At 38.9% G+C, this 19,660-nt stretch carries 21 protein-coding genes, 11 tRNA genes and 1 pseudogene; 30 read left to right on the top strand and 3 right to left on the bottom strand.

Annotation, left to right across the window (positions count from 1 at the left end):
• Positions 1-19 precede the first annotated feature (19 nt).
• The 17 genes from EM808_RS00540 to EM808_RS00460 all read left to right on the top strand — a co-directional run bounded on the left by EM808_RS00540 (position 20) and on the right by EM808_RS00460 (position 6,812).
• Positions 20-658 (top strand): hypothetical protein, encoded by a 639-nt coding sequence (locus EM808_RS00540; RefSeq protein ID WP_127734392.1) that lies wholly within the window; start codon positions 20-22, stop codon positions 656-658.
• Positions 659-664: 6 nt separating this feature from the next.
• Positions 665-2,362, top strand: coding sequence for a GMC family oxidoreductase N-terminal domain-containing protein (locus tag EM808_RS00535; RefSeq protein ID WP_127734390.1), 1,698 nt, complete (start codon positions 665-667; stop codon positions 2,360-2,362).
• A 63-nt stretch (positions 2,363-2,425) separates the two neighbouring features.
• Positions 2,426-2,953, top strand: coding sequence for a DUF3231 family protein (locus tag EM808_RS00530; RefSeq protein WP_127734388.1), 528 nt, complete (start codon positions 2,426-2,428; stop codon positions 2,951-2,953).
• 210 nt (positions 2,954-3,163) lie between these two features.
• A tRNA-Glu gene (locus EM808_RS00525) sits at positions 3,164-3,238 on the top strand.
• Between the two features lie 6 nt (positions 3,239-3,244).
• A tRNA-Val gene (locus EM808_RS00520) sits at positions 3,245-3,320 on the top strand.
• 5 nt (positions 3,321-3,325) lie between these two features.
• A tRNA-Thr gene (locus tag EM808_RS00515) sits at positions 3,326-3,401 on the top strand.
• A gap of 15 nt (positions 3,402-3,416) precedes the next feature.
• Positions 3,417-3,501, top strand: a tRNA-Leu gene (locus EM808_RS00510).
• A gap of 14 nt (positions 3,502-3,515) precedes the next feature.
• Positions 3,516-3,590 (top strand) — tRNA-Gly (locus EM808_RS00505).
• A 26-nt stretch (positions 3,591-3,616) separates the two neighbouring features.
• A tRNA-Arg gene (locus EM808_RS00500) sits at positions 3,617-3,693 on the top strand.
• Positions 3,694-3,709: 16 nt separating this feature from the next.
• Positions 3,710-3,785, top strand: a tRNA-Ala gene (locus EM808_RS00495).
• Positions 3,786-3,789: 4 nt separating this feature from the next.
• Positions 3,790-3,882 (top strand) — tRNA-Ser (locus EM808_RS00490).
• Between the two features lie 22 nt (positions 3,883-3,904).
• A tRNA-Asp gene (locus tag EM808_RS00485) sits at positions 3,905-3,981 on the top strand.
• 14 nt (positions 3,982-3,995) lie between these two features.
• A tRNA-Gly gene (locus EM808_RS00480) sits at positions 3,996-4,069 on the top strand.
• Positions 4,070-4,074: 5 nt separating this feature from the next.
• Positions 4,075-4,155: transfer RNA gene (locus tag EM808_RS00475), tRNA-Leu, on the top strand.
• A 214-nt stretch (positions 4,156-4,369) separates the two neighbouring features.
• Complete coding sequence (locus EM808_RS00470; RefSeq protein WP_127734386.1) at positions 4,370-5,350, top strand: tRNA dihydrouridine synthase; 981 nt, start codon at positions 4,370-4,372, stop codon at positions 5,348-5,350.
• 226 nt (positions 5,351-5,576) lie between these two features.
• Entirely contained in the window at positions 5,577-6,074 is a 498-nt protein-coding gene (locus EM808_RS00465) for a YehS family protein (RefSeq protein WP_127734384.1), read from the top strand.
• A gap of 30 nt (positions 6,075-6,104) precedes the next feature.
• Positions 6,105-6,812 (top strand): M48 family metallopeptidase, encoded by a 708-nt coding sequence (locus EM808_RS00460; RefSeq protein WP_127734382.1) that lies wholly within the window; start codon positions 6,105-6,107, stop codon positions 6,810-6,812.
• Between the two features lie 42 nt (positions 6,813-6,854).
• Here EM808_RS00460 and EM808_RS00455 read toward each other — a convergent pair whose 3' ends face one another.
• Positions 6,855-7,892, bottom strand: coding sequence for a helix-turn-helix transcriptional regulator (locus tag EM808_RS00455; RefSeq protein ID WP_127734380.1), 1,038 nt, complete (start codon positions 7,890-7,892; stop codon positions 6,855-6,857).
• A gap of 166 nt (positions 7,893-8,058) precedes the next feature.
• Here EM808_RS00455 and EM808_RS00450 point away from each other — a divergent pair, with 166 nt between their 5' ends.
• The gene (locus EM808_RS00450) at positions 8,059-8,763 is read left to right on the top strand and encodes a class I SAM-dependent methyltransferase (RefSeq protein WP_127734378.1); all 705 of its coding nucleotides are present in this window, start codon (positions 8,059-8,061) and stop codon (positions 8,761-8,763) included.
• A gap of 348 nt (positions 8,764-9,111) precedes the next feature.
• On the opposite strand, the gene EM808_RS00445 is transcribed toward EM808_RS00450, so the two are convergent.
• Complete coding sequence (locus tag EM808_RS00445) at positions 9,112-9,573, bottom strand: hypothetical protein (RefSeq protein WP_225314791.1); 462 nt, start codon at positions 9,571-9,573, stop codon at positions 9,112-9,114.
• Positions 9,574-9,697: 124 nt separating this feature from the next.
• On the opposite strand from EM808_RS00445, the gene lepB reads away from it, so the two are divergent.
• The 4 genes and pseudogenes from lepB to EM808_RS00425 all read left to right on the top strand — a co-directional run bounded on the left by lepB (position 9,698) and on the right by EM808_RS00425 (position 12,603).
• A complete protein-coding gene (lepB, locus tag EM808_RS00440; RefSeq protein ID WP_225314790.1) occupies positions 9,698-10,255 on the top strand; it encodes a signal peptidase I in 558 nt (185 codons plus the stop codon).
• A 29-nt stretch (positions 10,256-10,284) separates the two neighbouring features.
• Positions 10,285-10,613, top strand: a pseudogene (locus EM808_RS00435) (HIT domain-containing protein).
• A 75-nt stretch (positions 10,614-10,688) separates the two neighbouring features.
• Complete coding sequence (locus tag EM808_RS00430; RefSeq protein WP_127734371.1) at positions 10,689-11,342, top strand: HAD family hydrolase; 654 nt, start codon at positions 10,689-10,691, stop codon at positions 11,340-11,342.
• 154 nt (positions 11,343-11,496) lie between these two features.
• The gene (locus EM808_RS00425) at positions 11,497-12,603 is read left to right on the top strand and encodes a GerAB/ArcD/ProY family transporter (protein WP_127734369.1); all 1,107 of its coding nucleotides are present in this window, start codon (positions 11,497-11,499) and stop codon (positions 12,601-12,603) included.
• 61 nt (positions 12,604-12,664) lie between these two features.
• Here EM808_RS00425 and EM808_RS00420 read toward each other — a convergent pair whose 3' ends face one another.
• The gene (locus EM808_RS00420) at positions 12,665-13,417 is read right to left on the bottom strand and encodes a sulfotransferase family 2 domain-containing protein (protein WP_164849544.1); all 753 of its coding nucleotides are present in this window, start codon (positions 13,415-13,417) and stop codon (positions 12,665-12,667) included.
• A gap of 175 nt (positions 13,418-13,592) precedes the next feature.
• Here EM808_RS00420 and EM808_RS00415 point away from each other — a divergent pair, with 175 nt between their 5' ends.
• The 8 genes from EM808_RS00415 to EM808_RS00380 all read left to right on the top strand — a co-directional run bounded on the left by EM808_RS00415 (position 13,593) and on the right by EM808_RS00380 (position 19,612).
• On the top strand, positions 13,593-14,075 hold the full coding sequence (locus tag EM808_RS00415; RefSeq protein ID WP_127734365.1) for a hypothetical protein: 483 nt from the start codon (positions 13,593-13,595) through the stop codon (positions 14,073-14,075).
• A complete protein-coding gene (locus EM808_RS00410; protein WP_182102933.1) occupies positions 14,072-14,590 on the top strand; it encodes a hypothetical protein in 519 nt (172 codons plus the stop codon). The genes EM808_RS00415 and EM808_RS00410 overlap by 4 nt, the downstream gene beginning before the upstream one ends.
• A 218-nt stretch (positions 14,591-14,808) precedes the next feature.
• The gene (locus EM808_RS00405) at positions 14,809-16,011 is read left to right on the top strand and encodes a threonine synthase (RefSeq protein ID WP_127734363.1); all 1,203 of its coding nucleotides are present in this window, start codon (positions 14,809-14,811) and stop codon (positions 16,009-16,011) included.
• 77 nt (positions 16,012-16,088) lie between these two features.
• A complete protein-coding gene (locus EM808_RS00400) occupies positions 16,089-16,250 on the top strand; it encodes a Fur-regulated basic protein FbpA (protein WP_127734361.1) in 162 nt (53 codons plus the stop codon).
• 104 nt (positions 16,251-16,354) lie between these two features.
• Positions 16,355-16,513 carry a YezD family protein gene (locus EM808_RS00395; RefSeq protein WP_127734359.1) on the top strand — a complete coding sequence of 53 codons (159 nt, stop codon included), beginning with the start codon at positions 16,355-16,357 and terminating at the stop codon, positions 16,511-16,513.
• Positions 16,514-16,629: 116 nt separating this feature from the next.
• Complete coding sequence (locus EM808_RS00390; RefSeq protein ID WP_127734357.1) at positions 16,630-17,406, top strand: ABC transporter ATP-binding protein; 777 nt, start codon at positions 16,630-16,632, stop codon at positions 17,404-17,406.
• Positions 17,403-18,248 (top strand): ABC transporter permease, encoded by an 846-nt coding sequence (locus tag EM808_RS00385; RefSeq protein WP_412973734.1) that lies wholly within the window; start codon positions 17,403-17,405, stop codon positions 18,246-18,248. The genes EM808_RS00390 and EM808_RS00385 overlap by 4 nt, the downstream gene beginning before the upstream one ends.
• Positions 18,249-18,271: 23 nt before the next feature.
• On the top strand, positions 18,272-19,612 hold the full coding sequence (locus EM808_RS00380; protein WP_127734355.1) for an LLM class flavin-dependent oxidoreductase: 1,341 nt from the start codon (positions 18,272-18,274) through the stop codon (positions 19,610-19,612).
• The last annotated feature ends 48 nt before the right edge of the window (positions 19,613-19,660 follow it).

Raw genomic sequence — 19,660 nt, 5'->3', positions numbered from 1 at the left:
AAGCTTAAAGGGGTTAGCCATGACTAGGCATGTAAGCAGTGACCTTTACATAACGTCAACCTTTCAATCACTTGCACAGGCAGTTATTCCGCCAGCATATTATTTTCAAAATATATCAATCAAAGTAAAACCAGGAGCATTAGAACTAAGGGTTTACGAATATATATTGGCGATACTGGATCAGTCCATTTCGCAAAAGATAAAGAGTCAAATGAATGTTGCTTCAATGGCTAAGTCAACAGCACAATTACTTGATAGTGGTGCTGTTGCATTAATACAGTCGGGTGAAAATGTAAAACTTTTAACTGTGTCTGGTTTTCCTTATGGCGGACCTTTTACTTATTTATCACAAATAGACAGGCTTAAGGCTATATCAAAATTAGATCGACTTCAGATTAATAAAAAGCATTTAAGTTTGCCTTACAAAGACAATCTCGGATTAATAAGGAATATGATGGATGTTTTAAATCAACTAACATTATTTGGGTTTTACTCTGAATGGACTGGTTATGGAAGCTCTGCTACACTTCCTCCTGAGAAAAGAAGATTGGAATACGTTCCGGTTGGATGGGAACAGGTACATTATCCAGGCCCTTCCTACGCATATCGAGATTTTCGAGGCTTTAAAGCATTCATGCCGAAAAAGGGGAAGAAGTGATGGGCAATGCATGATGTTATTGTGATTGGATCTGGCGGTGGAGGCGCTGTTATTGCAAAGGAATTAGGTGAAAAAGGCTTAAAGGTGCTTGTACTGGAGGCAGGTCCTTGGTATGGAAATCAAAAATGGCCCAAACCTAATCTGGATGCAGGCGGAAAATCCAGCAGTGCTTTGACTGATTTAAATATTCATCTATATAAGGAGCTATTGAATAAGGAAGAAATGAATATGAACGATCTTGTCACTGGAAGGTTTCGTTGGGGTCCTGCAGATCGAAGCAAGGCACAATGGTTTCGCAACATTCAACAAAAGGCAATGATTTGGCAAGCAGCAGGCGTTGGTGGCACTACCCAAGTTTATACGGCGAATTGTCCCAGAGCATATCCGCATGCGATTGACGGTAAATGGCCATTTTCCTACAAAGAGCTAGTTCCTTATTATGAAAAGGTGGAAGCAGAGCTGCCTGTTCATTTTGCAGCTGCTACTGCAAAGGAGGAATTATTTTATTATGGTGCGAGCAGGCTTGGCATGGATTTCACTCCAGTATTAGATGTACAAAAGCCCGGATACCGTCCACAGCCGAATGCTATTCTTCTCCCAAATAAGGCTATTCATAATTCTTCTGGTGTCACAGATGAGCAGCTCTCGTGGATGGAAGGCTGCACACTTTCTGGGCACTGTATTAACGGGTGCCCTCATGGTCCGTCTGTCGACAAAATTGCCAAGCGCTCAACAAATGTAAGCTATATTCCCCTTGCCTTAAAAACTGGAAATGTATGTATATGGCCAAATACATTTGCTGTGAAGATTCTGACAGAAACAATTGATTCAGAGCTGTGTGCTATCGGTGTGGAAGTAAGGAATACTTGGACAGGGGAGCAGGAGGAGTTAAGGGCAGCAGCAGTCGTGTTGGCATGTGGAAGCATTGAATCACCAAGACTGTGGTTGAATTCGAACTTGCCAAAAAACCAGTTCGTAGGAAAAGGCTTAGTAACACATTATATGGATTGGATAACCGGAATTTTTGATGAAAAGGACTTGATTTCTATTTTAGGGAGCAGGGAAATAAGACCTTTTGTTGGGAATACATGTGGAGCAAGGCTTGACTATCCTGGACTTGGAGCGTTGCAGACAACTGGATTAAGTCCGGGTTTAACTGCTTCCTTTTACGGTTTAAGTGAATCTAGTTATTACTTTAATCAGAATGGACCATCAAAAAATTCATGGGATATAGAGGGAGGCCTCGCAGGACCATTCCTAAGGAAATGGATGGATGAATACCCTCGGTCATTAAGTATATTAGTGACAACAGATGATGAAGTCGATGAGCAAAATGGTGTGACACTTGATCCACTTCTGTCTGACGAAAATGGTTTTGTTCCAGTCATCCGTTATAAAGCAACAAAAAAATCGGAGAGGAAGCAAGTAAAGTTGGCAGGTCTTGCTGCTGACATCCTCAAAAAAGCAGGAGCAAAGAAAGTTCATCGCTCTAATTGGCCGTCAGGTATTATGATTCATATGGAGAGCACGATGAGAATTGGTCGAGTAGTCGATAGCAATTGTGAAGCTTATCAAGTAAAACGGCTTTATATCGCAGACAACAGTGTGCATGTAAATGGACTAGGCGGAGTCAATCCAACCCTTACAACACAGGCGCTGGCTGTGCGGACAGCAGAAAAAATAATAGAAACTTACTTTTCTTAGCATGTTTTTCGGCCATTTCGGAAAAAATTAAGAAAAACATCTTAAGAAAGGTGGGATTTTTATATGAAACTGATGAATGTCATGCATGATGCGTTTGCGCCATTTTTGGATGGAGAAAAAAAGCCTTTAAACGTTATGGAGGTCACTAATTTGTGGTTTTACTTGTTAGCTACAGAAACGACACTTCGTAATGAAGAAATATCCTATAATTTAGCGCAAGACCCGAAATTGAAGTCTATGATAAAGGATATAACAGACACAATACATATTCCAATGCGGGATGAGCTGCAAGAGTTTTTGAAGAAGGAAGGAGTTCCACTACCACCGAATACCCCACAAAAACCACTTGGAGATTTTCAAGATATTCCAGCTGGTGCTAAGCTGAATGATGAAGAAATGGCTAATCTGCTTTCCTATAACTTAGCTGCAGGTGTTAATTATGGAGTAAGGGGGCTAACGGAATCGATTCGGGCAGATGTCGGTTTATTGTTTTCAAAATTTATTATGAAAAAGACGATTGCAGGTATGACGGTTAAACAATACTTGGATGAGCATGAATGGCTGCGTGTTCCACCTTTTTACAAACAATAAGATAGAATGGAAGGAGTGAAACCTTAGAGTTCAACTCCTTTTTTTATTATAATTATTAAGTGTAAACAGCATTTATAAGAATAAACTCAAAAAAAATAAAAAAATATTAAAAAACGTATTGACGATTTGTTTATTACTTTATATAATAATCCTTGTCGCTGATACAACAAACGAAATAAACGATGAATCAGCAATATAAAATGAAAATATGGCCCATTGGTCAAGCGGTTAAGACACCGCCCTTTCACGGCGGTAACACGGGTTCGAATCCCGTATGGGTCACCAATATTCGGAGGATTAGCTCAGCTGGGAGAGCATCTGCCTTACAAGCAGAGGGTCGGCGGTTCGATCCCGTCATCCTCCACCATATATGCCGATGTAGCTCAATTGGTAGAGCAACTGACTTGTAATCAGTAGGTTGGGGGTTCAAGTCCTCTCGTCGGCACCATTGATAAATTAATTTGCGGGTGTGGCGGAATTGGCAGACGCACTAGACTTAGGATCTAGCGCCGCAAGGCGTGGGGGTTCGACTCCCTTCACCCGCACCAATTAATTTTAATATGCGGAAGTAGTTCAGTGGTAGAACATCACCTTGCCAAGGTGGGGGTCGCGGGTTCGAACCCCGTCTTCCGCTCCAGAATTACTATAATAATTTAAAAAAATGCGCCCGTAGCTCAATTGGATAGAGCGTCTGACTACGGATCAGAAGGTTATGGGTTCGACTCCTTTCGGGCGCGCCATATAGATTTACGTTTTGGGGCCTTAGCTCAGCTGGGAGAGCGCCTGCCTTGCACGCAGGAGGTCAGCGGTTCGATCCCGCTAGGCTCCACCAAAACGGAGGAATACCCAAGTCCGGCTGAAGGGATCGGTCTTGAAAACCGACAGGCGGGTCAAACCGCGCAGGGGTTCGAATCCCCTTTCCTCCTCCATTTTTACTTGAAAATTATATATGGTCCGGTAGTTCAGCTGGTTAGAATGCCTGCCTGTCACGCAGGAGGTCGCGGGTTCGAGTCCCGTCCGGACCGCCATTATTTCTTAATTCGCGGGTGTAGTTTAATGGTAAAACCTCAGCCTTCCAAGCTGATGTCGTGAGTTCGATTCTCATCACCCGCTCCAATTATGCCGGTGTGGCGGAATTGGCAGACGCGCACGACTCAAAATCGTGTTCCTCTGGAGTGCCGGTTCGACCCCGGCCACCGGTATTAACTTGACTGTATGCTCATACAGTGAAATGAACGTTTCTTACACATCGTAAGGAGCGTTTTTTATTTGTTGATAGTAGATTACCTATTCATTGATAATAAGTATTTAAGCATGGTATAAGTGAAAGATAAGAAAAAACATGTTTGATTTTTTAATATAGAAGGACAAGACTCACCTAATATCCCAAACCTGAGAGAGGATTTGAATACGATTATGACAAATAATTTTTGGCGTGACCTACCACGGCCATTTTTTGTACTTGCACCAATGGAAGAGGTGACGGATGTTGTTTTCCGTCATGTAGTAAGTGAAGCAGCTAGACCAGATGTATTCTTTACAGAGTTTACAAATACAGAGAGCTATTGTCACCCTGACGGGAAGCAAAGTGTGCGCGGCCGTTTGACTTTTACAGAGGATGAACAGCCAATGGTTGCACATATATGGGGAGATAGACCGGAGAACTTCCGCCAAATGAGTATAGGGATGGCAGAACTCGGATTTCGGGGCGTTGATATCAATATGGGCTGTCCTGTACCGAATGTGGCATCTAAGGGGAAGGGGAGCGGTCTTATCCTCCGTCCTGATGTTGCGGCAGAAATTATCCAAGCAGCAAAAGCAGGAGGATTACCTGTTAGCGTGAAGACTAGACTTGGATATACTGAACTAGACGAATGGCGTGACTGGTTGACACATATCTTCAAACAAGATATTGCTAATCTGTCGATTCATCTGCGTACACGCAAGGAGATGAGCCAAGTAGATGCGCATTGGGAGATGATTCCAGAGATTAAAAAGCTCCGTGACGAAATTGCTCCAAATACATTGTTGACGATAAATGGTGATATACCTGACTATCAAACTGGCTTGGAGCTAGCAAAAAAATATGACATTGATGGAGTTATGATTGGGCGCGGTATCTTTAAAAATCCATTTGCCTTTGAAAAAGAGCCACAAGAGCATAGCAGTAAGGAGCTGCTTAACCTCTTAAGATTGCATCTTGATTTGCATGATAAATATTCTAAAGAGCTAGAGACACGTTCATTTAAAGCATTACATCGCTTCTTTAAGATATATGTAAAGGGCTTTAGAGGTGCAGGTGAATTAAGGAATCAATTGATGAGTACAGCTACTTCTGATGAAGTGCGAGCAATGCTTGATCATTTCGAGAAGAATATAGAAGAAACAATTGATTGATAGGACTTAAGAAAGTTAGCGATTAGTTGAATATAATTAGTTGGCAGGTATGAGAACAGTTATCCTGAGCTCATTCTTGCCATTTTTTTCATTATTTGCTGCTAAGGCAAATTATTTTTACAGCTTACAAACCTAGTCAGGTTGTTGCGAAGAAGTATTAGTTATACTAAAATTAAGTACCTGTTAGTTACTAAAGATATTATTAAATACAAGGAGTTTATACATAATGGAAATTCAAGATATGGTTATTCGCTTAAGATATGCTTTGGAAATAAAGAATAAAGAAATGGTAGAGATTTTTAAGCTTGGCGGTGTTAACGTAACGGTGCCTGAAGTGATCGAAATACTCACAAAGTCTGATGATGAGGAAGGGGATAATGACGACAAATTACAATGTACAACAAGTATGTTTGATTCCTTTTTAAATGGACTAATTATTTACAAAAGGGGAGTACAAGAGCCTAAACCAGGAATGCCTAATCCACCAGTCCAATCCTCTCAAAAAAGGGAGCATATAAATAATCTTCTTTTAAAAAGAGTCAAAATAGCCATGTCATTAACGACTGATGATATGCTAGATATTTTTGAAAACGCAGGACTAACAGTAACAAAAGGAGAATTAGGTGCCTTATTACGTAAAGAGGGCCATAAAAATTATAAAGAGTGTGGAGATAAATTCGCTAGAAACTTCCTAAAAGGACTGGCAATTCAATATAGAGGATAAGGGCATAAAAGTTTATGCAGGTGATGAGAAATGTTACATACTTACTCAGGTTCGACTATAAAGTATGAGGTGAAATACAAAAACCGAACTTCTATCGGGATAACAATGAACAGCTATGGGGAAATTGAAGTTCAAGCGCCGAAAAAGACACCTGATGAAAAAGTACTTCAAGCATTAGAGAACAGATGGGAACTTATCCAGGAAAAATTGGCAGAAATAAAGGCTAGAATGAATGGCCCACAAGAAAAGCTCTATGAAAATAATGAAAGCTTTCTTTATTTAGGCAAATCATATCCTATAAAAATCGTCCAAGATGCTACTATTAGTCAGGATTATGTTGTATTTGAACAAGAAATACTGTATATATATGTGACACAGTTAAATGAGGAAAAGAGCAAACAAGCATTGAGGCGGTTTTATTATCAGCAGTGTAAGGCCTTAGTGGAGAAGAGCATTTCTATTTATCAAAGTAATTTTAAAACGAAACCCCGTTCTGTACGAATTACAGATAGTAAAACAAACTGGGGGACCTGTGACTCCAACCTGCGCTTGACCTTCAATTGGAAGCTGGCCATGGCACCCCGCGATGTGATTGATTATGTAGTAATTCACGAAATGTGTCACATGGTCCATTTAAACCATGATCGCTCGTTTTGGCGTCTTGTAGGAAAAATAATGCCAGATTATAAACAAAAAGAAAATTGGTTGGCTTTTTCAAACTGGAAAATGACTGTTTAAAAGCTCTCTTAAAAAAAGACCTCACAATTGTGAAGTCTTTTTTTATATGGAGAAATTATACTTATTAAGTAGAACCCATATTAATTCGCCTCTAGTCGCCGTACCCGTTTTTACGAAAATCGATTTCAAATGATCCTGCACAGTATGTGGTGAAATAAAAAGCGCAGCTGCTATTTCTTTAGTGGAATCACCATGAAGTAGATGGAATATTAGTTGTTTTTCCCTATCTGAAAGCCCATAATAGCCTGATGTTTTAATTAGAATTTCCTGTGGTGTTGTTTGTTGACAGGAAACCGCATATTGCTGTTTGTCTGATTGCAATACTGTCGCATGAATTGTCAGGAATTCACCAGCAGAAGGATGCAAACATATCTTTGCTTCCATTTCCTCTGTATTGTTTGTTATCAATGCCTTTGCTTTCATGCAGACAGCTCGAAGAGGACGTGGTAATACATTTGCTTTAATGTTTTCAGCTTTCCGCAGCATGTCGGCCAATAAAAATCCTTCTTTGTTTGCTGAGGTAATGTGAAAATCCTCATCCAGAAGAATAACGCTTTTCGCCCAATTAACGTCACTGTCAAGCTTTTGGGGGTAGGCAAGAAGCTTATAAAGATTAAAAGCGATAGGTGACAGAAGGGAAGCAAGCATCTCTATATCCATGTTGGTAAAGGGTGTTTTATTTATCGTGCGAAGCAATGTCAAAAATCCATAGCATTTACCTTTATGAATAATGACTGCACGTAATTCATCAGCAAAACCTGCAGGAGAAAGAATCTCGCGGAATCGATCACTCTGTTGAAGCACACCATTTGTCGCGTTGCTTAATGAAGCAATATGGGTAGCTGTTGTTAAAAGATCTTCAAAATGATTATAATCCTGCTTTAAATATTCATTTTCAAACAAAAAAGGATGAATTTTTTCTATTCGGTCATCGGTATAAGCGCCAGTCGAAAGCAATGTTTCCGTATCAACAGTCGTAAAACACGCTGCGTCAAAGTAAACCCTCCTTTTTAAGTCAGCAAGGCACTTTTGCAAAAATTCTTGAATAGAGTTTGTCTCTGATGAAAAAATCGTTGTCATTAAACCCCTCCTTTCTAGTTAAATAGTTCATATCCCACTAATTTGGGATTACATTCGATAGGAATACATTTTAAACTGAAAATGATTATTAATATCATTTATTGTAATCATAATTGAACAGAAGGTAAATAAAAAAAACTCTTGTTGAGTTTAGGAGGGAAATTTAATGGAAAATAGGTTAGCACAAAGCTGGCATGACCCAAATGTCATTACATATGAACAGAAAATATCGAAAAAAATAGCAGGATACTCCTCTTTATATGACCTAACAAGCAAACTAATGTCAGTGTCAGTAAATAAGGAGGAGGAAAAATCAATCTTAATTGTTGGTGCAGGAGGGGGCCAGGAGCTGTTAGCTTTAGGAGGCGATTCTAAGTGGTCATTTACGGCAGTGGATTCCTCGAAGCCTATGCTTGAGCTTGCTAAAAGCAGAACAGCGGAATTAAATAAGCCCATTTGTTTTTGGCAGCAAGAATGGCAACAGTTTTCAAGCAGTCAACGGTTTGATGGTGCAACCTGTTTACTTGTTCTTCATTTTATTAAAGGAATCGATAATAAACGTAAGTTTCTAAAAAACATTGCCAAACACTTAAATCCAGATGCACCCCTTTTGGTTGCGGCTATTTTTGGAGATTTAAAGAGTACATCCTTTGAAATCCAAATGGCTGCTTGGAAGCAATATATGTGTGGAAACGGTGTATCAGAGCAGGAATTTTTAGAATTTGCCCAAAGCTTGGGAAAGGGCACAGAGGTCATTTCAGATCAGCAAATGGTAGAACTCCTTTATGAGTGTGGTTTTACGGAGATTAGTCGCTATTTCGGATCTTTTCTGATTCAAGGCTTTTATTGCAAACACAGCAAACGTGAATAATAAATAATTTGTCCTAATCTTAAAAACAGAGGAAATTGGGATTATAGTCAGCGTAAAATTAGTTCGTTTTATTGCACTCTGGTGTTCCGCACAGTCGCACTCGGGGGTCTAAATCGTTCTTAGCTCTATTTCACTATGTTTAAAAACCAAGCTTTAAGAAAACTTCGGAAGTAGGATCCTTAAAACGGATAAATTGAAGTCGGCAAAACCCTTTTTATCTATAAGCTGTCTGAAAATTGCCGACTAATGATAGTCCATTAAGTTATCCCTTTTTAAGTATCAATAAGAAAAACAGGGAGAGAAAATTAATAATTTCTACCTTCCCCTTTAATGATTGCAGATGAGCGCCTAGTTTATCTGCTTTTTTCCTTTCTCGACAATAAAGCGGTGAAATACATAGTTCAGTGCAGCGACAATTAAGCTCAGTCCAAATAGCTGGCTTTTTTTCAAGTTGACCAGTTTATATATCTTAAATTTTTGAGCAAGTGCTGAAAGCGGGTACGCAAATAAATAGTCTGCAAATATATTGGTGATAATATAAAGCCAAAGTTTTTCATAAGTTAATTTAAAGATCCATAAATTCAATGTAAAAAAAAGGCCAAAAACAAAGGTGATATCTGTGGCGATACCTGGAACAATTGGGTTTTTGACCTTCCACCACTTATAGGTTTTAGAGAACTCGCTGATTAGCGTGATAAGAAGAGAGCTGAACATACCAGTTGGTAAAAAGCGTCTAAAGGATTTTGCTCCAAACAGAAAAAATGTTAACATTGGTCCAAATAATAATACATACATTTTCCAGTTTTTCATTATCATACCTCCTGTAGCCAACAAGTGTATTATTTCCTTTACAGTAGTATTTTATTAGTTCAATTTAATGCCATTAAATGGTACGATATTAGGTGTAAATAGAAGAATAAAAGGTAGTGATAGGTTGAAAAATTTGCTGAACAATGAAAACTACGAATGGCTTAAATCAGTCATGTTTGCTATTGCTGCAGTACTGGTTATCCGGTTATTCATCTTTGTTCCGATAATTGTGGACGGTGAATCAATGAAGTCTTCTTTAGATAATGGAGACAGGATGATTGTAACGAAGGTGGGAACGGTTAAACGGTTTGATATCATTGTATTCCACGCAAATGAAAAGGAGGATTATATAAAAAGAGTGATTGGCTTGCCTGGCGATAAAATAGCGTATAAAAACGATACACTTTATATAAATGGCAAAGCATATGAAGAACCATATTTGGAAAATAACAAACAGGAACTGCGGAAGTTATACAGGAGTGGTGTGCTATTAACGGAAAACTTTACATTAACAAATTTGTTAGGATATGAGCGTGTTCCAAAAAACACCTTTTTTGTCCTTGGTGACAATAGAAGGAATAGCACAGACAGCCGGGTTATTGGCTTTGTTCCAGCAAATAAGGTTGTCGGCACTACAAATATTGTTTATTGGCCAATCAAAAATATTCATCTCGTAAACTAGTTAAATTTGAAGAAGGCGGGGTTGAAAAGATGATAGAGGATTTTTATTGTGAGGAAGTACTGAGTGGCAAAACGATTGTGAAGAAAGTGTTAGAAACAGACAATGTGTTGGCATATTATCATACAAATCCTTTTTATCCAGTTCATATTGTTGCAATTCCGAAAAACATATTTCCTCCCTGCTATCATTAGAGGAAAGTGATCATCCCTTATTGCTGGAATTGATGACTGTTATTCAATCAACTGCAAAAATGGTGACAGAGGAATACGGAGCATGCCGTGTCATTACAAACTTAGGGAAATATCAAGATTCGAAGCATCTCCATTGGCATATAATATCCGGCAGCCCACTTAAGTAATACTAGCACTGATAAAATACTTTAAAATCCCCTCCGTCTCTCTGATTAATAGCCTTTTAAAAAAGGAGCGTTTAAATGCTAAATGCCATTATTTTTGACATGGATGGGACGTTGTTCCAAACAAATACTATTCTCGAATTATCACTAGAGGATGCTTTTCAACGTTTAAGGGATAAAAATCTATGGAATGAAAAAACACCAATAGAGAAATACAGGGATATTATGGGGATACCGCTTCCACAAGTATGGGAAGCTTTATTACCTCAACATAGCAAGGAAGTCCGTGCGGAAACAGATGCTTATTTTTTGGAAAGATTGGTCGGAAATATCCGCAATGGTAAAGGAGCACTATATCCATATGTAACAGAAATACTTCCTTTATTGAAGGAAAACGGCTACTCTATTTTCATTGCAAGCAATGGTCTGCCCACCTATTTAAAGGCAATTGTGAAGTATTACACGTTAGATAAATGGGTAACAGAAACATTTAGTATAGCGCAAATCGATACATTGGATAAAGCTGACTTAGTGAAATTAGTAGTAGATAAATATAACATATCCTCGGGCGCTGTGGTTGGTGACCGTTTGTCAGATATACAAGCAGCAAAAGCGAATGACTTGCTTGCAATCGGCTGTAATTTTGACTTTGCGAAGGAAAAGGAGCTTGTTCAAGCTGATAAGGTAATAGATAACCTGCGTGAATTACATACTGTTCTTGCTCCATACTGAAATGAAGCCCCTTTCTAAAGCATGAAAGGGGCTTTTTCCAGTCCTTTAAAATTGCTCTCCATCCCCATACATATTCACACATAATAATGGGAAATATAGGCATGATTACTTTCTGCTGATTGAGGATTGTAGGGAAAAGAGGGAAGCAGCAGCTATGTTAACAGAAAGAATTTCTTTAACACAATTATTTGCATTAATATTAGCCTTTAACTTAGGAAGCTCTTTAGTTTTTGGGATTGGCTTAGAGGCAAGAGAAGACAGCTGGCTTGTTATCCTATTGTCTACTTTTCTAGGCGTTATCGTTGCGTTTTTTTATTTTAAAATTATTGATATGCTGCCAGACAAAAATTTGTATCAAATTTTAGAGTATTGCTTTGGCAGGCCTGTTGCTATTATTATCAGTTTCATATATGCTGTTTATTTTTTTTATATTGCTGCCCGCATTGTAAGAGATTTTAGTGAGTTAACTTCAGCAGCAATATTACCAGTAACTCCAATTGAATTTATTTCCTTAACATTAACCGTTTTGCTCGGCTATATATTATATCTTGGTATAGAAGTGCTTGGGCGGACCACAGAGGTGTTGACACCTTATTCCATTTTCTTTTTATTGTTATTGATCATCTTCTTGTATGGAAGCAGAAGTATTTCTCTGGAAAATATCCAGCCGGTAATGGGGCGAGGTGTAGGAATCTTTATTAAAAGCATGTTTCCGTACGAAGTGGCAAGACCTTATGGAGAAATGGTCGTTTTCATGTGTATTCTGCCATTAGTAAGAAATTTCAAGGATAGCAGGTTGACCTATCTTGTTTCTGTAGTTTCTTCCGGGCTTTTTTTAACATTAACAAGCTTATTGATTACGACGTCTTTAGGAAGTAATATTGCCCTGCGTGCCAACTTTCCGCTTCTATCTGCGACAAGGCTTGTCTCCATCGGCGAATTTATTGAGAGAATAGATGTTATTTCTGTGTTTATGATCATGCTAGGCGTCCTTGTAAAAAGCTCGGTTTTTATATATGGCGGCTTAAAAGGGCTTGAATATATCTTTAAGCTTCCGTATCGATATTTTGTTATGCCAATGATATTTATAATCTCTGTCTACTCTATATTTATTAGCAGATATTTTGCTGACCACGTATATGAAGGACTTCGAGTAATACATTATTTATTAAGTATGCCCCTGCAGTTTATGCTGCCAATCCTGTTATACTTTATTGTTCTAGTGAAGACTTCAGTCCAAGGGAGCTCGGTCAGTAAATAACATATTATGCTTCCAATATAAATTTAGACAAATTTCTGAAACGTAAAAAAGCAAAGCTAGATTAATTAAGCTTTGCATTTTTACTTTGCTTGTTCATGCTTTTTTGTTTTTGCACGAAGCTTTTCATGGCCTTTTTTTCTCGATTTGGCAAGTTGGTTAGCCTTTTTTGGAGAAGCTCTTTAGCGAATTGATACAGCTCTAAATCGAGCTTGTTATACTCTTCAATCAGCTTAATTGTTTCCAAGGGTACATCCGCACGCTTTAACTTTGTTTTTGTGATGTTAACCTTCTCATAATGAATTTCTGTCCAACCAAAGACAGATTTGAGCAAATACAAGGATTCATCGAATCGTTCTGTAATGCCAACAACATCAAATGTCTCTAGCCGTTGTTTCGCAAGGCTGACATCATATTGAATGGGGGTTCCACATAAAAGGAGAGTTTGGCCATTTTGAGCCTCTGGTTCTGTCCGAACATATTCCTCTAAGCTCATGTTTTGCAAGCGTTCATAGCCAGGGTAGTTTTTTAAATAAGAATATAACGAAAGAACTCTGTCGACTGGATGGCGCAGCATCGTGAAATAATGATACGGTTTTGTAAATTGTTCATGAGCTCCATACAGAAGATGCCCTGCAATCGCATGAATCTGGTTCTTGTCCTCGGAAGTTAAGTCGGCAAGCGGAATAATTTTATTTTGAAAAAGCTCATGGTCGTACAATTCCTGTGCTGAAAATTGTCTTGTGAAAATAGAGTTTAAGGTAGATCCACCGGTTTTTGGGATGTGAAGAAAAATGTGCAGTTCCTGCTCCCTCATTTTTACACCTCGCTTCTTCATGATAAATGTACTTTATATTATTAAATGAAGTATTTGAAAAAACGGTAAGGCATTCGTGTAGTCCTAAAAAAAAAGACGAGCCAAATGGTAAAAAACGTATAATAATGTGCACTTTTAAAGGAAATAATAGAAAAAAAAGTCACTGGAGGTTAAAATGGCGTTTGCAGTTTACTTTTTTATTGGCTGGATTTCCATCATTTGTTTTTTTGTACAAAAAAAGAAGTTTAGTGTCGTAGAAAACACCGTTTTGTTTTTATGTGTGTTAATCGTTAACCTAAATTGGACATGGCTTATTTATGAGGAGCTTGGTTTCATTACCTATTCCCATGATACTTGGAATTTTGTCGCTTATTTAATAAAAAGGAGTATTGTTATTCCGCTAATTGTCTTAATTTCTTTAAATTTTGGGCGTACAGATGCTTCACTACTCAAAAAGCTTACACATATCATTGTTTCATCTTTGGTTATTTTAGCTGTGACTAGTATTAGTCACTATTTAAAGGTGACAACAGTTAAAGATTGGTCCATACTGTATGATTTTTTTTACTATGTTGCACTGCATATTTTCGGGCATTTGATACATAAATGGTATCAAACATACATAGTAGAAAAGGAAAACGAGGTGCTGACACGATGATTTGGATCGGAAAATTTGATATTAATGAAATTTCCTTATTGATTTTTACTGTTGCCGCGTACTTGTTCGTTGTGTTTTCGCCAAAAAAGCTTCGCAGGGAAATAACATGTATGAGTTTATTATGGGGAATTTCAACAGGTATCGTGTACGACTTTACGATAGGGGGAGGATTACTGGATTTATACCGCGAAAATGACACAAACCATTATGAGCTGTTCGACCTGGTATATTATGCGTTATACGGTCCTTTTGGTTATGCCTTTATGTATTTTTATGAAGTGCTGAAAATACGCAAAAGGACATTTGGATATTATGTAGCAGGCTGGGCTGTTTTCGGAGTTTTTGCACAATGGCTGTTCACCATCCTGCATATTATTACATATCAGCATAATTATAGCTTACCTTTTGCCTTTCCAATCTTTTTATTTACCCAATCAGTTACTGGATTATTTTATCATTATGTTACGTCAGTCTATCCTAACAGGAAGCTAACGGAAAAAATACAGGCGGAATAATGGGACTAAACTATTATTCCAAGTAAATCAATCAGAATACCCTAAAAAATGATTGACAACAACTTTTAGATGCTGTTAACATAGGTTTATCAGATATTGCAAAATATTGAAAAGAATCGACTAGATCACTAGAGATTCAGCGAATTACGAGCCCATTCCGGCCTGTATTTTGTTGGTCTTTTTTTTTCATCTTAAATAAATTGATTTTGGAGGTTAGCATGAGATATAGCTACATAAACAATCTAGAATGCCCGAAATGCAGCAAACAATATTCAGCCGAAGAAATACAGCAACTATGTAGCTGTGGCTCGCCATTGCTTGCGCGTTATGACTTACAATCATTAAAAAATGACATTCATAAGGAAGATTTACAAAGCAGAGAAAATTCTCTATGGAGATACCATGAGGTCCTACCAGTGCTTAATGAAAAGAATGTTAAAACACTAGGAGAAGGGATGACGCCACTGCTAGCACTAGAAAGAGCAGGAGAGGAATTACAGCTCTACAAGCTTTATTTAAAGGATGAAGGACTTGTACCAACAGGCTCCTTTAAAGCAAGAGGCGCTGCAGTCGGAGTTTCGAAAGCAATGGAGCTTGGTGTAAAGGAGCTGGCAATGCCGACAAATGGCAATGCAGGCGCAGCATGGTCCCTTTATTCTGCTAAAGCTGGTATTCGTGCACATGTCGTAATGCCATTAGATGCTCCTGAAATTACGAGAAAGGAAGTAAGTATATCTGGGGGAAAATTATACCTTGTTGATGGAGTAATTAGTGATGCAGGAAAAATCACCGCACAGCTTATAAAAGAAAACGGTTATTTCGATGCATCTACATTAAAGGAGCCTTATCGCATAGAAGGTAAAAAGACGATGGGCTATGAAATTGCTGAACAATTTGGCTGGGAGCTTCCAGATGTTATTCTTTATCCAACTGGAGGCGGCGTTGGATTAATCGGTATATATAAGGCTTTTCTTGAAATGCAGGAGCTCGGCTGGATTAATGGTCCATTCCCGCGTTTAGTCGCCGTTCAGGCAGAAGGCTGTGCACCGATTGTTAAAGCATATGTAGAAGGGAAAAAGGAATCTGATTTTTGGGATAATTCCGAAACGAAGGCATTTGGAATAAATGTGCCCAAGGCTTTAGGCGACTTTCTTGTTTTAGAAGCAATCTATGAGACGAAAGGCTGTGCGATTGCAGTGTCAGAAGAAGAAATCACAAATGCCCAGCAGTTTATTGCAAAGTCAGAGGGACAGTTCATATGTCCAGAAGGCGCAGCAACAGTTGCCGCAGCAGACAAACTGCGTGAATCAGGCTGGATTGGCACGGAAGAAAGAGTAGTTTGCTTAAATACAGGTGTTGGCATCAAATATCCAGATACGGTGGATTACAAGGCGAGATATATGGAAAAAATTCATCATTAATTATATTTTGTTCTAAAACCAAGTAAAAAGATTAGATTAATTAGTATTCGACACTAGTTTACTAAGGGGAGATGACAATGTCTCGTATATTAAGAGAGTTGGTTGATAGACGAAAGCATTATATCATTGATTCTTTAATAGCAGCTAATCATTATAAAAAAGGCGAACAGCATTTGTATGAATTAACTCTAACAGATTTGGAAATTGAGTTTGCGCGCTTGAAAAATATAAAAGAATAATAGTGCTGATCAGAAAACTGAAGGCCGCTACCCAAATAAATGGAGTAAGCGGCTTTTTTTATCTAGCAAAAGAATTGGAAAAAATTCGTAAAGGGGTTATTAAAATGGCAGAAGTGACTTTCGAAAATGAAAAATATATCATTTCGATTTTAAAGGAAATTGAGTACGGTTCTGTTACAATCACACTCCATGCTGGAAAGATTGCTCAAATTGAACGGGAAGAAAAAATCCGCATTCAAGCGGACAATCCCAAAAAAGGCTAATAACATAAAGTCATTCGACCGGTCATCCGGAGAAGACACGATTGCTAATGGAAGCGCGTGTCTTTTTTTGTACATATTTATTTCAACAATTGAGGACAAAGAAGGGAGAAGTGTCAATGTCATTACTTGCAGTCCATGATTTAAATAAAAGGTTCAGCTCAAAAAACGGTGATACACATGCATTAAAGGATATTGATTTAACGGTTGAAAAAGGCGAGTTCATCACAATCATCGGTCCAAGCGGATGTGGAAAAAGCACGTTGTTGAAGATAATCGCTGGCCTTGATATCGATACAACTGGCTCTGTACTTATTGATGGAGAGGAAGTGGCGGGTCCAAGCATTGATAAAGGCTTTATCTTTCAAGAACCGCGTCTGTTTCCATGGCATACGGTTGAAAAGAATATTGCAGCAAACTTCTCTTTAAAGAATAAGGACGTAAAAAAGCAGGTGGGAGAGTTAATTAAGCTAGTGAAATTGGACGGCTTTGCAAAATCGTATCCGCGAGAGCTTTCTGGTGGAATGGCCCAAAGAGCAGCAATCGCAAGGGCATTGCTGCGCAATCCAAAGGTGCTTTTGCTGGATGAACCATTCGGTGCTTTAGATGCTTTCACAAGAACACATATGCAGGATGCTCTATTAAATATATGGCAGGAAAACAAAACAACAATGCTTTTTGTTACACATGACCTTGATGAAGCAATTTATTTAGGTAATAGGGTTGTGATTATGAATGCCAGACCAGGGTCCATTCAAAGAATCGTCGATGTAAATTTGCCATACCCAAGAAAGAAATCAGACATGGCCTTTCAAGCATACCGTCAGCAAATATTGCAGGAATTTGAGAAAACAGAGCAAAGGGATAATGAACTGATTGGAGGGAGTGCACGTTGAGTAATAATACCGAACTAATTTACGAAGAAACACTTGTGAAAAAAACGAAGAAAAGCAAGAAGAAAAAAAGGCAGCTTGATTCAAAGCTCATTATCTTCCTTAGAGGCTTCATTTTTCCAACTCTTCTTATCGCTGTTTGGGAGGCAGCCGGGATGTATGGATTTGTGTCAGAAACACTGCTGCCAAGACCAAGCGAAATCTTTATGGCCTTCATTGATTTACTGAGGAATGGAAATCTGCTGTATCACTTTCAAGTCAGCTTTCTGCGGGCGATTGGCGGATTTTTAATTGGCGGATCACTTGGCCTTTTGGCAGGGCTGGCGGTTGGATTTTCGAACAAAATGGAACATACACTTGATCCGACGATGCAAATGCTGCGTACAATTCCGACATTAGCAGTAATTCCCCTGTTTATATTGTGGTTCGGATTTGGAGAGGTTTCAAAGATTCTCCTTATTGCAAAAGGCGCATTTTTCCCCCTTTATGTAAATGCCTTTCTTGGCATTCGCAGTGTCGACGGAAAGATGTTTGAGGTTGCTAAAGTTTTGCAATACAGCAAATGGAAACAGATTACAAACTTAATTATCCCATCTGCATTGCCGAATATCCTGCTTGGTCTTCGCCTTGCGCTAGGTGCAGCATGGCTTGCATTAGTAGCAGCAGAGCTTATGGGTTCAAGTGAAGGAATTGGGTACCTGATTACCGATGCAAGACAGTTCTCCCAAACGACGGTTGTGTTTGTGGGAATTATAATCTTTGCTGTATTTGGAAAAGTGTCTGATTCATTTGTTAGGCTTTTTGAAAGAAGACTGCTCAAATGGCAGGACAGCTTTAAAGGATAAAAAGAAAAAAGGAGGAGATTTATATGGCTAAACATTCTGCTAGAGAGATGCGTTTGAATTTGTTTTTAACAAGTATGGGCCATCATGAGGGGGCATGGAGGCATCCATCCTCCGAGGTAGAAAGGGTCCAAGATTTCAGTTATTACCAAGAAATTGCGGCAAAAGCAGAAGCAGCCAAATTTGATTCGATCTTTATGGCTAACAGATATTCTGTTTCGAAAAAAGCTGTTCAGTATGGTGAGCTTGGAGGAGGAGGGATGGAGCCGCTCATCCTCTTGCCCGCACTAGCAGCTGTTACAAAGAACATCGGTTTAATTGGAACTGTTTCAACATCCTTTACAGAGCCCTTTAATGTCGCTAGAAGCTTCTCTTCTCTTGACCATTTGAGCAATGGCAGGGCAGGCTGGAATGTCATCACTTCTGGAACAGATGAGGAAGCAAGGAACTTCAGTCTTGAAGAGATTGCTGGACATGAGGAAAGGTATAAAAGAGCAACTGAGTTTTTAGAGGTGACACATAAGCTTTGGGACAGCTGGGAGGAAGACTCACTTGTTAAGGATAAAGAGGCAGGGGTGTATGCGTTAAGTGAGAAGGTCCATGAAATCAACCATAAGGGCAGCTACTTTTCTGTAAAAGGTCCCTTGAACAGTCCGCGATCTCCACAAGGAAAACCGGTTATTGTCCAAGCAGGGTCCTCTAAGGATGGAATAGATTTCGCAGCAAAATATGCAGAAATCGTGTTTACTGCACAGCAAACATTAGAAGAGGCGAAAAGCTTCTATAAAAAGTTAAAATCCAGGGTTCGTGACTTTGGCCGCGACCCAGAAAAAGTATTAATCCTGCCTGGCATTTGCCCTGTTATTGCCAATACGGTGGAGGAGGCAAATGCAAAAGAGACAGAGCTCCATAATTTCACTAATCCTGCATACAGTCTATTACAGCTTTCCAACAGAGTTGGCTTTGACTTGACTTCCTATCCGTTAGATGGACCATTCCCAGAGCTGCCTGAAATAGAGGCAATAAAGGGACATCAAAGCAGGACAAAATTGATCAGTGATCTAGCGAAAAAGGAAAACCTGACAATCAGACAGCTTTTATTACGTTTAGCTGGCGGTAGAGGGCATTACACCATTGCTGGTACACCTGAGAGTATTGCGGATGAATTGCAGTTATGGTTTGAAAATGGAGCAGCAGACGGCTTTAACATTATGCCACAGCAAATGAGTGAGGGCTTGTCCCAATTCGTAGAATTCGTAATTCCAGAGCTGCAGCACAGAGGTTTATTCAAAACAGAATATGCTGGCGGCACGCTGCGAAGCAATTTAGGATTAGAGGCGGCTAAGGAAAACGTGTCTCTTTTTTAGTAACAGGTTTTGTTTAAGAATAAGCCTCAGGGTTGCAAGAAAACAATT

Source organism: Niallia taxi, from assembly GCF_004005475.1.
In the GTDB taxonomy this organism is placed as follows: domain Bacteria; phylum Bacillota; class Bacilli; order Bacillales; family Cytobacillaceae; genus Niallia; species Niallia taxi.
The sequence above is the reverse complement of the archived record's forward strand: the minus strand, read 5'-3'. Positions and strand labels throughout refer to the sequence as shown.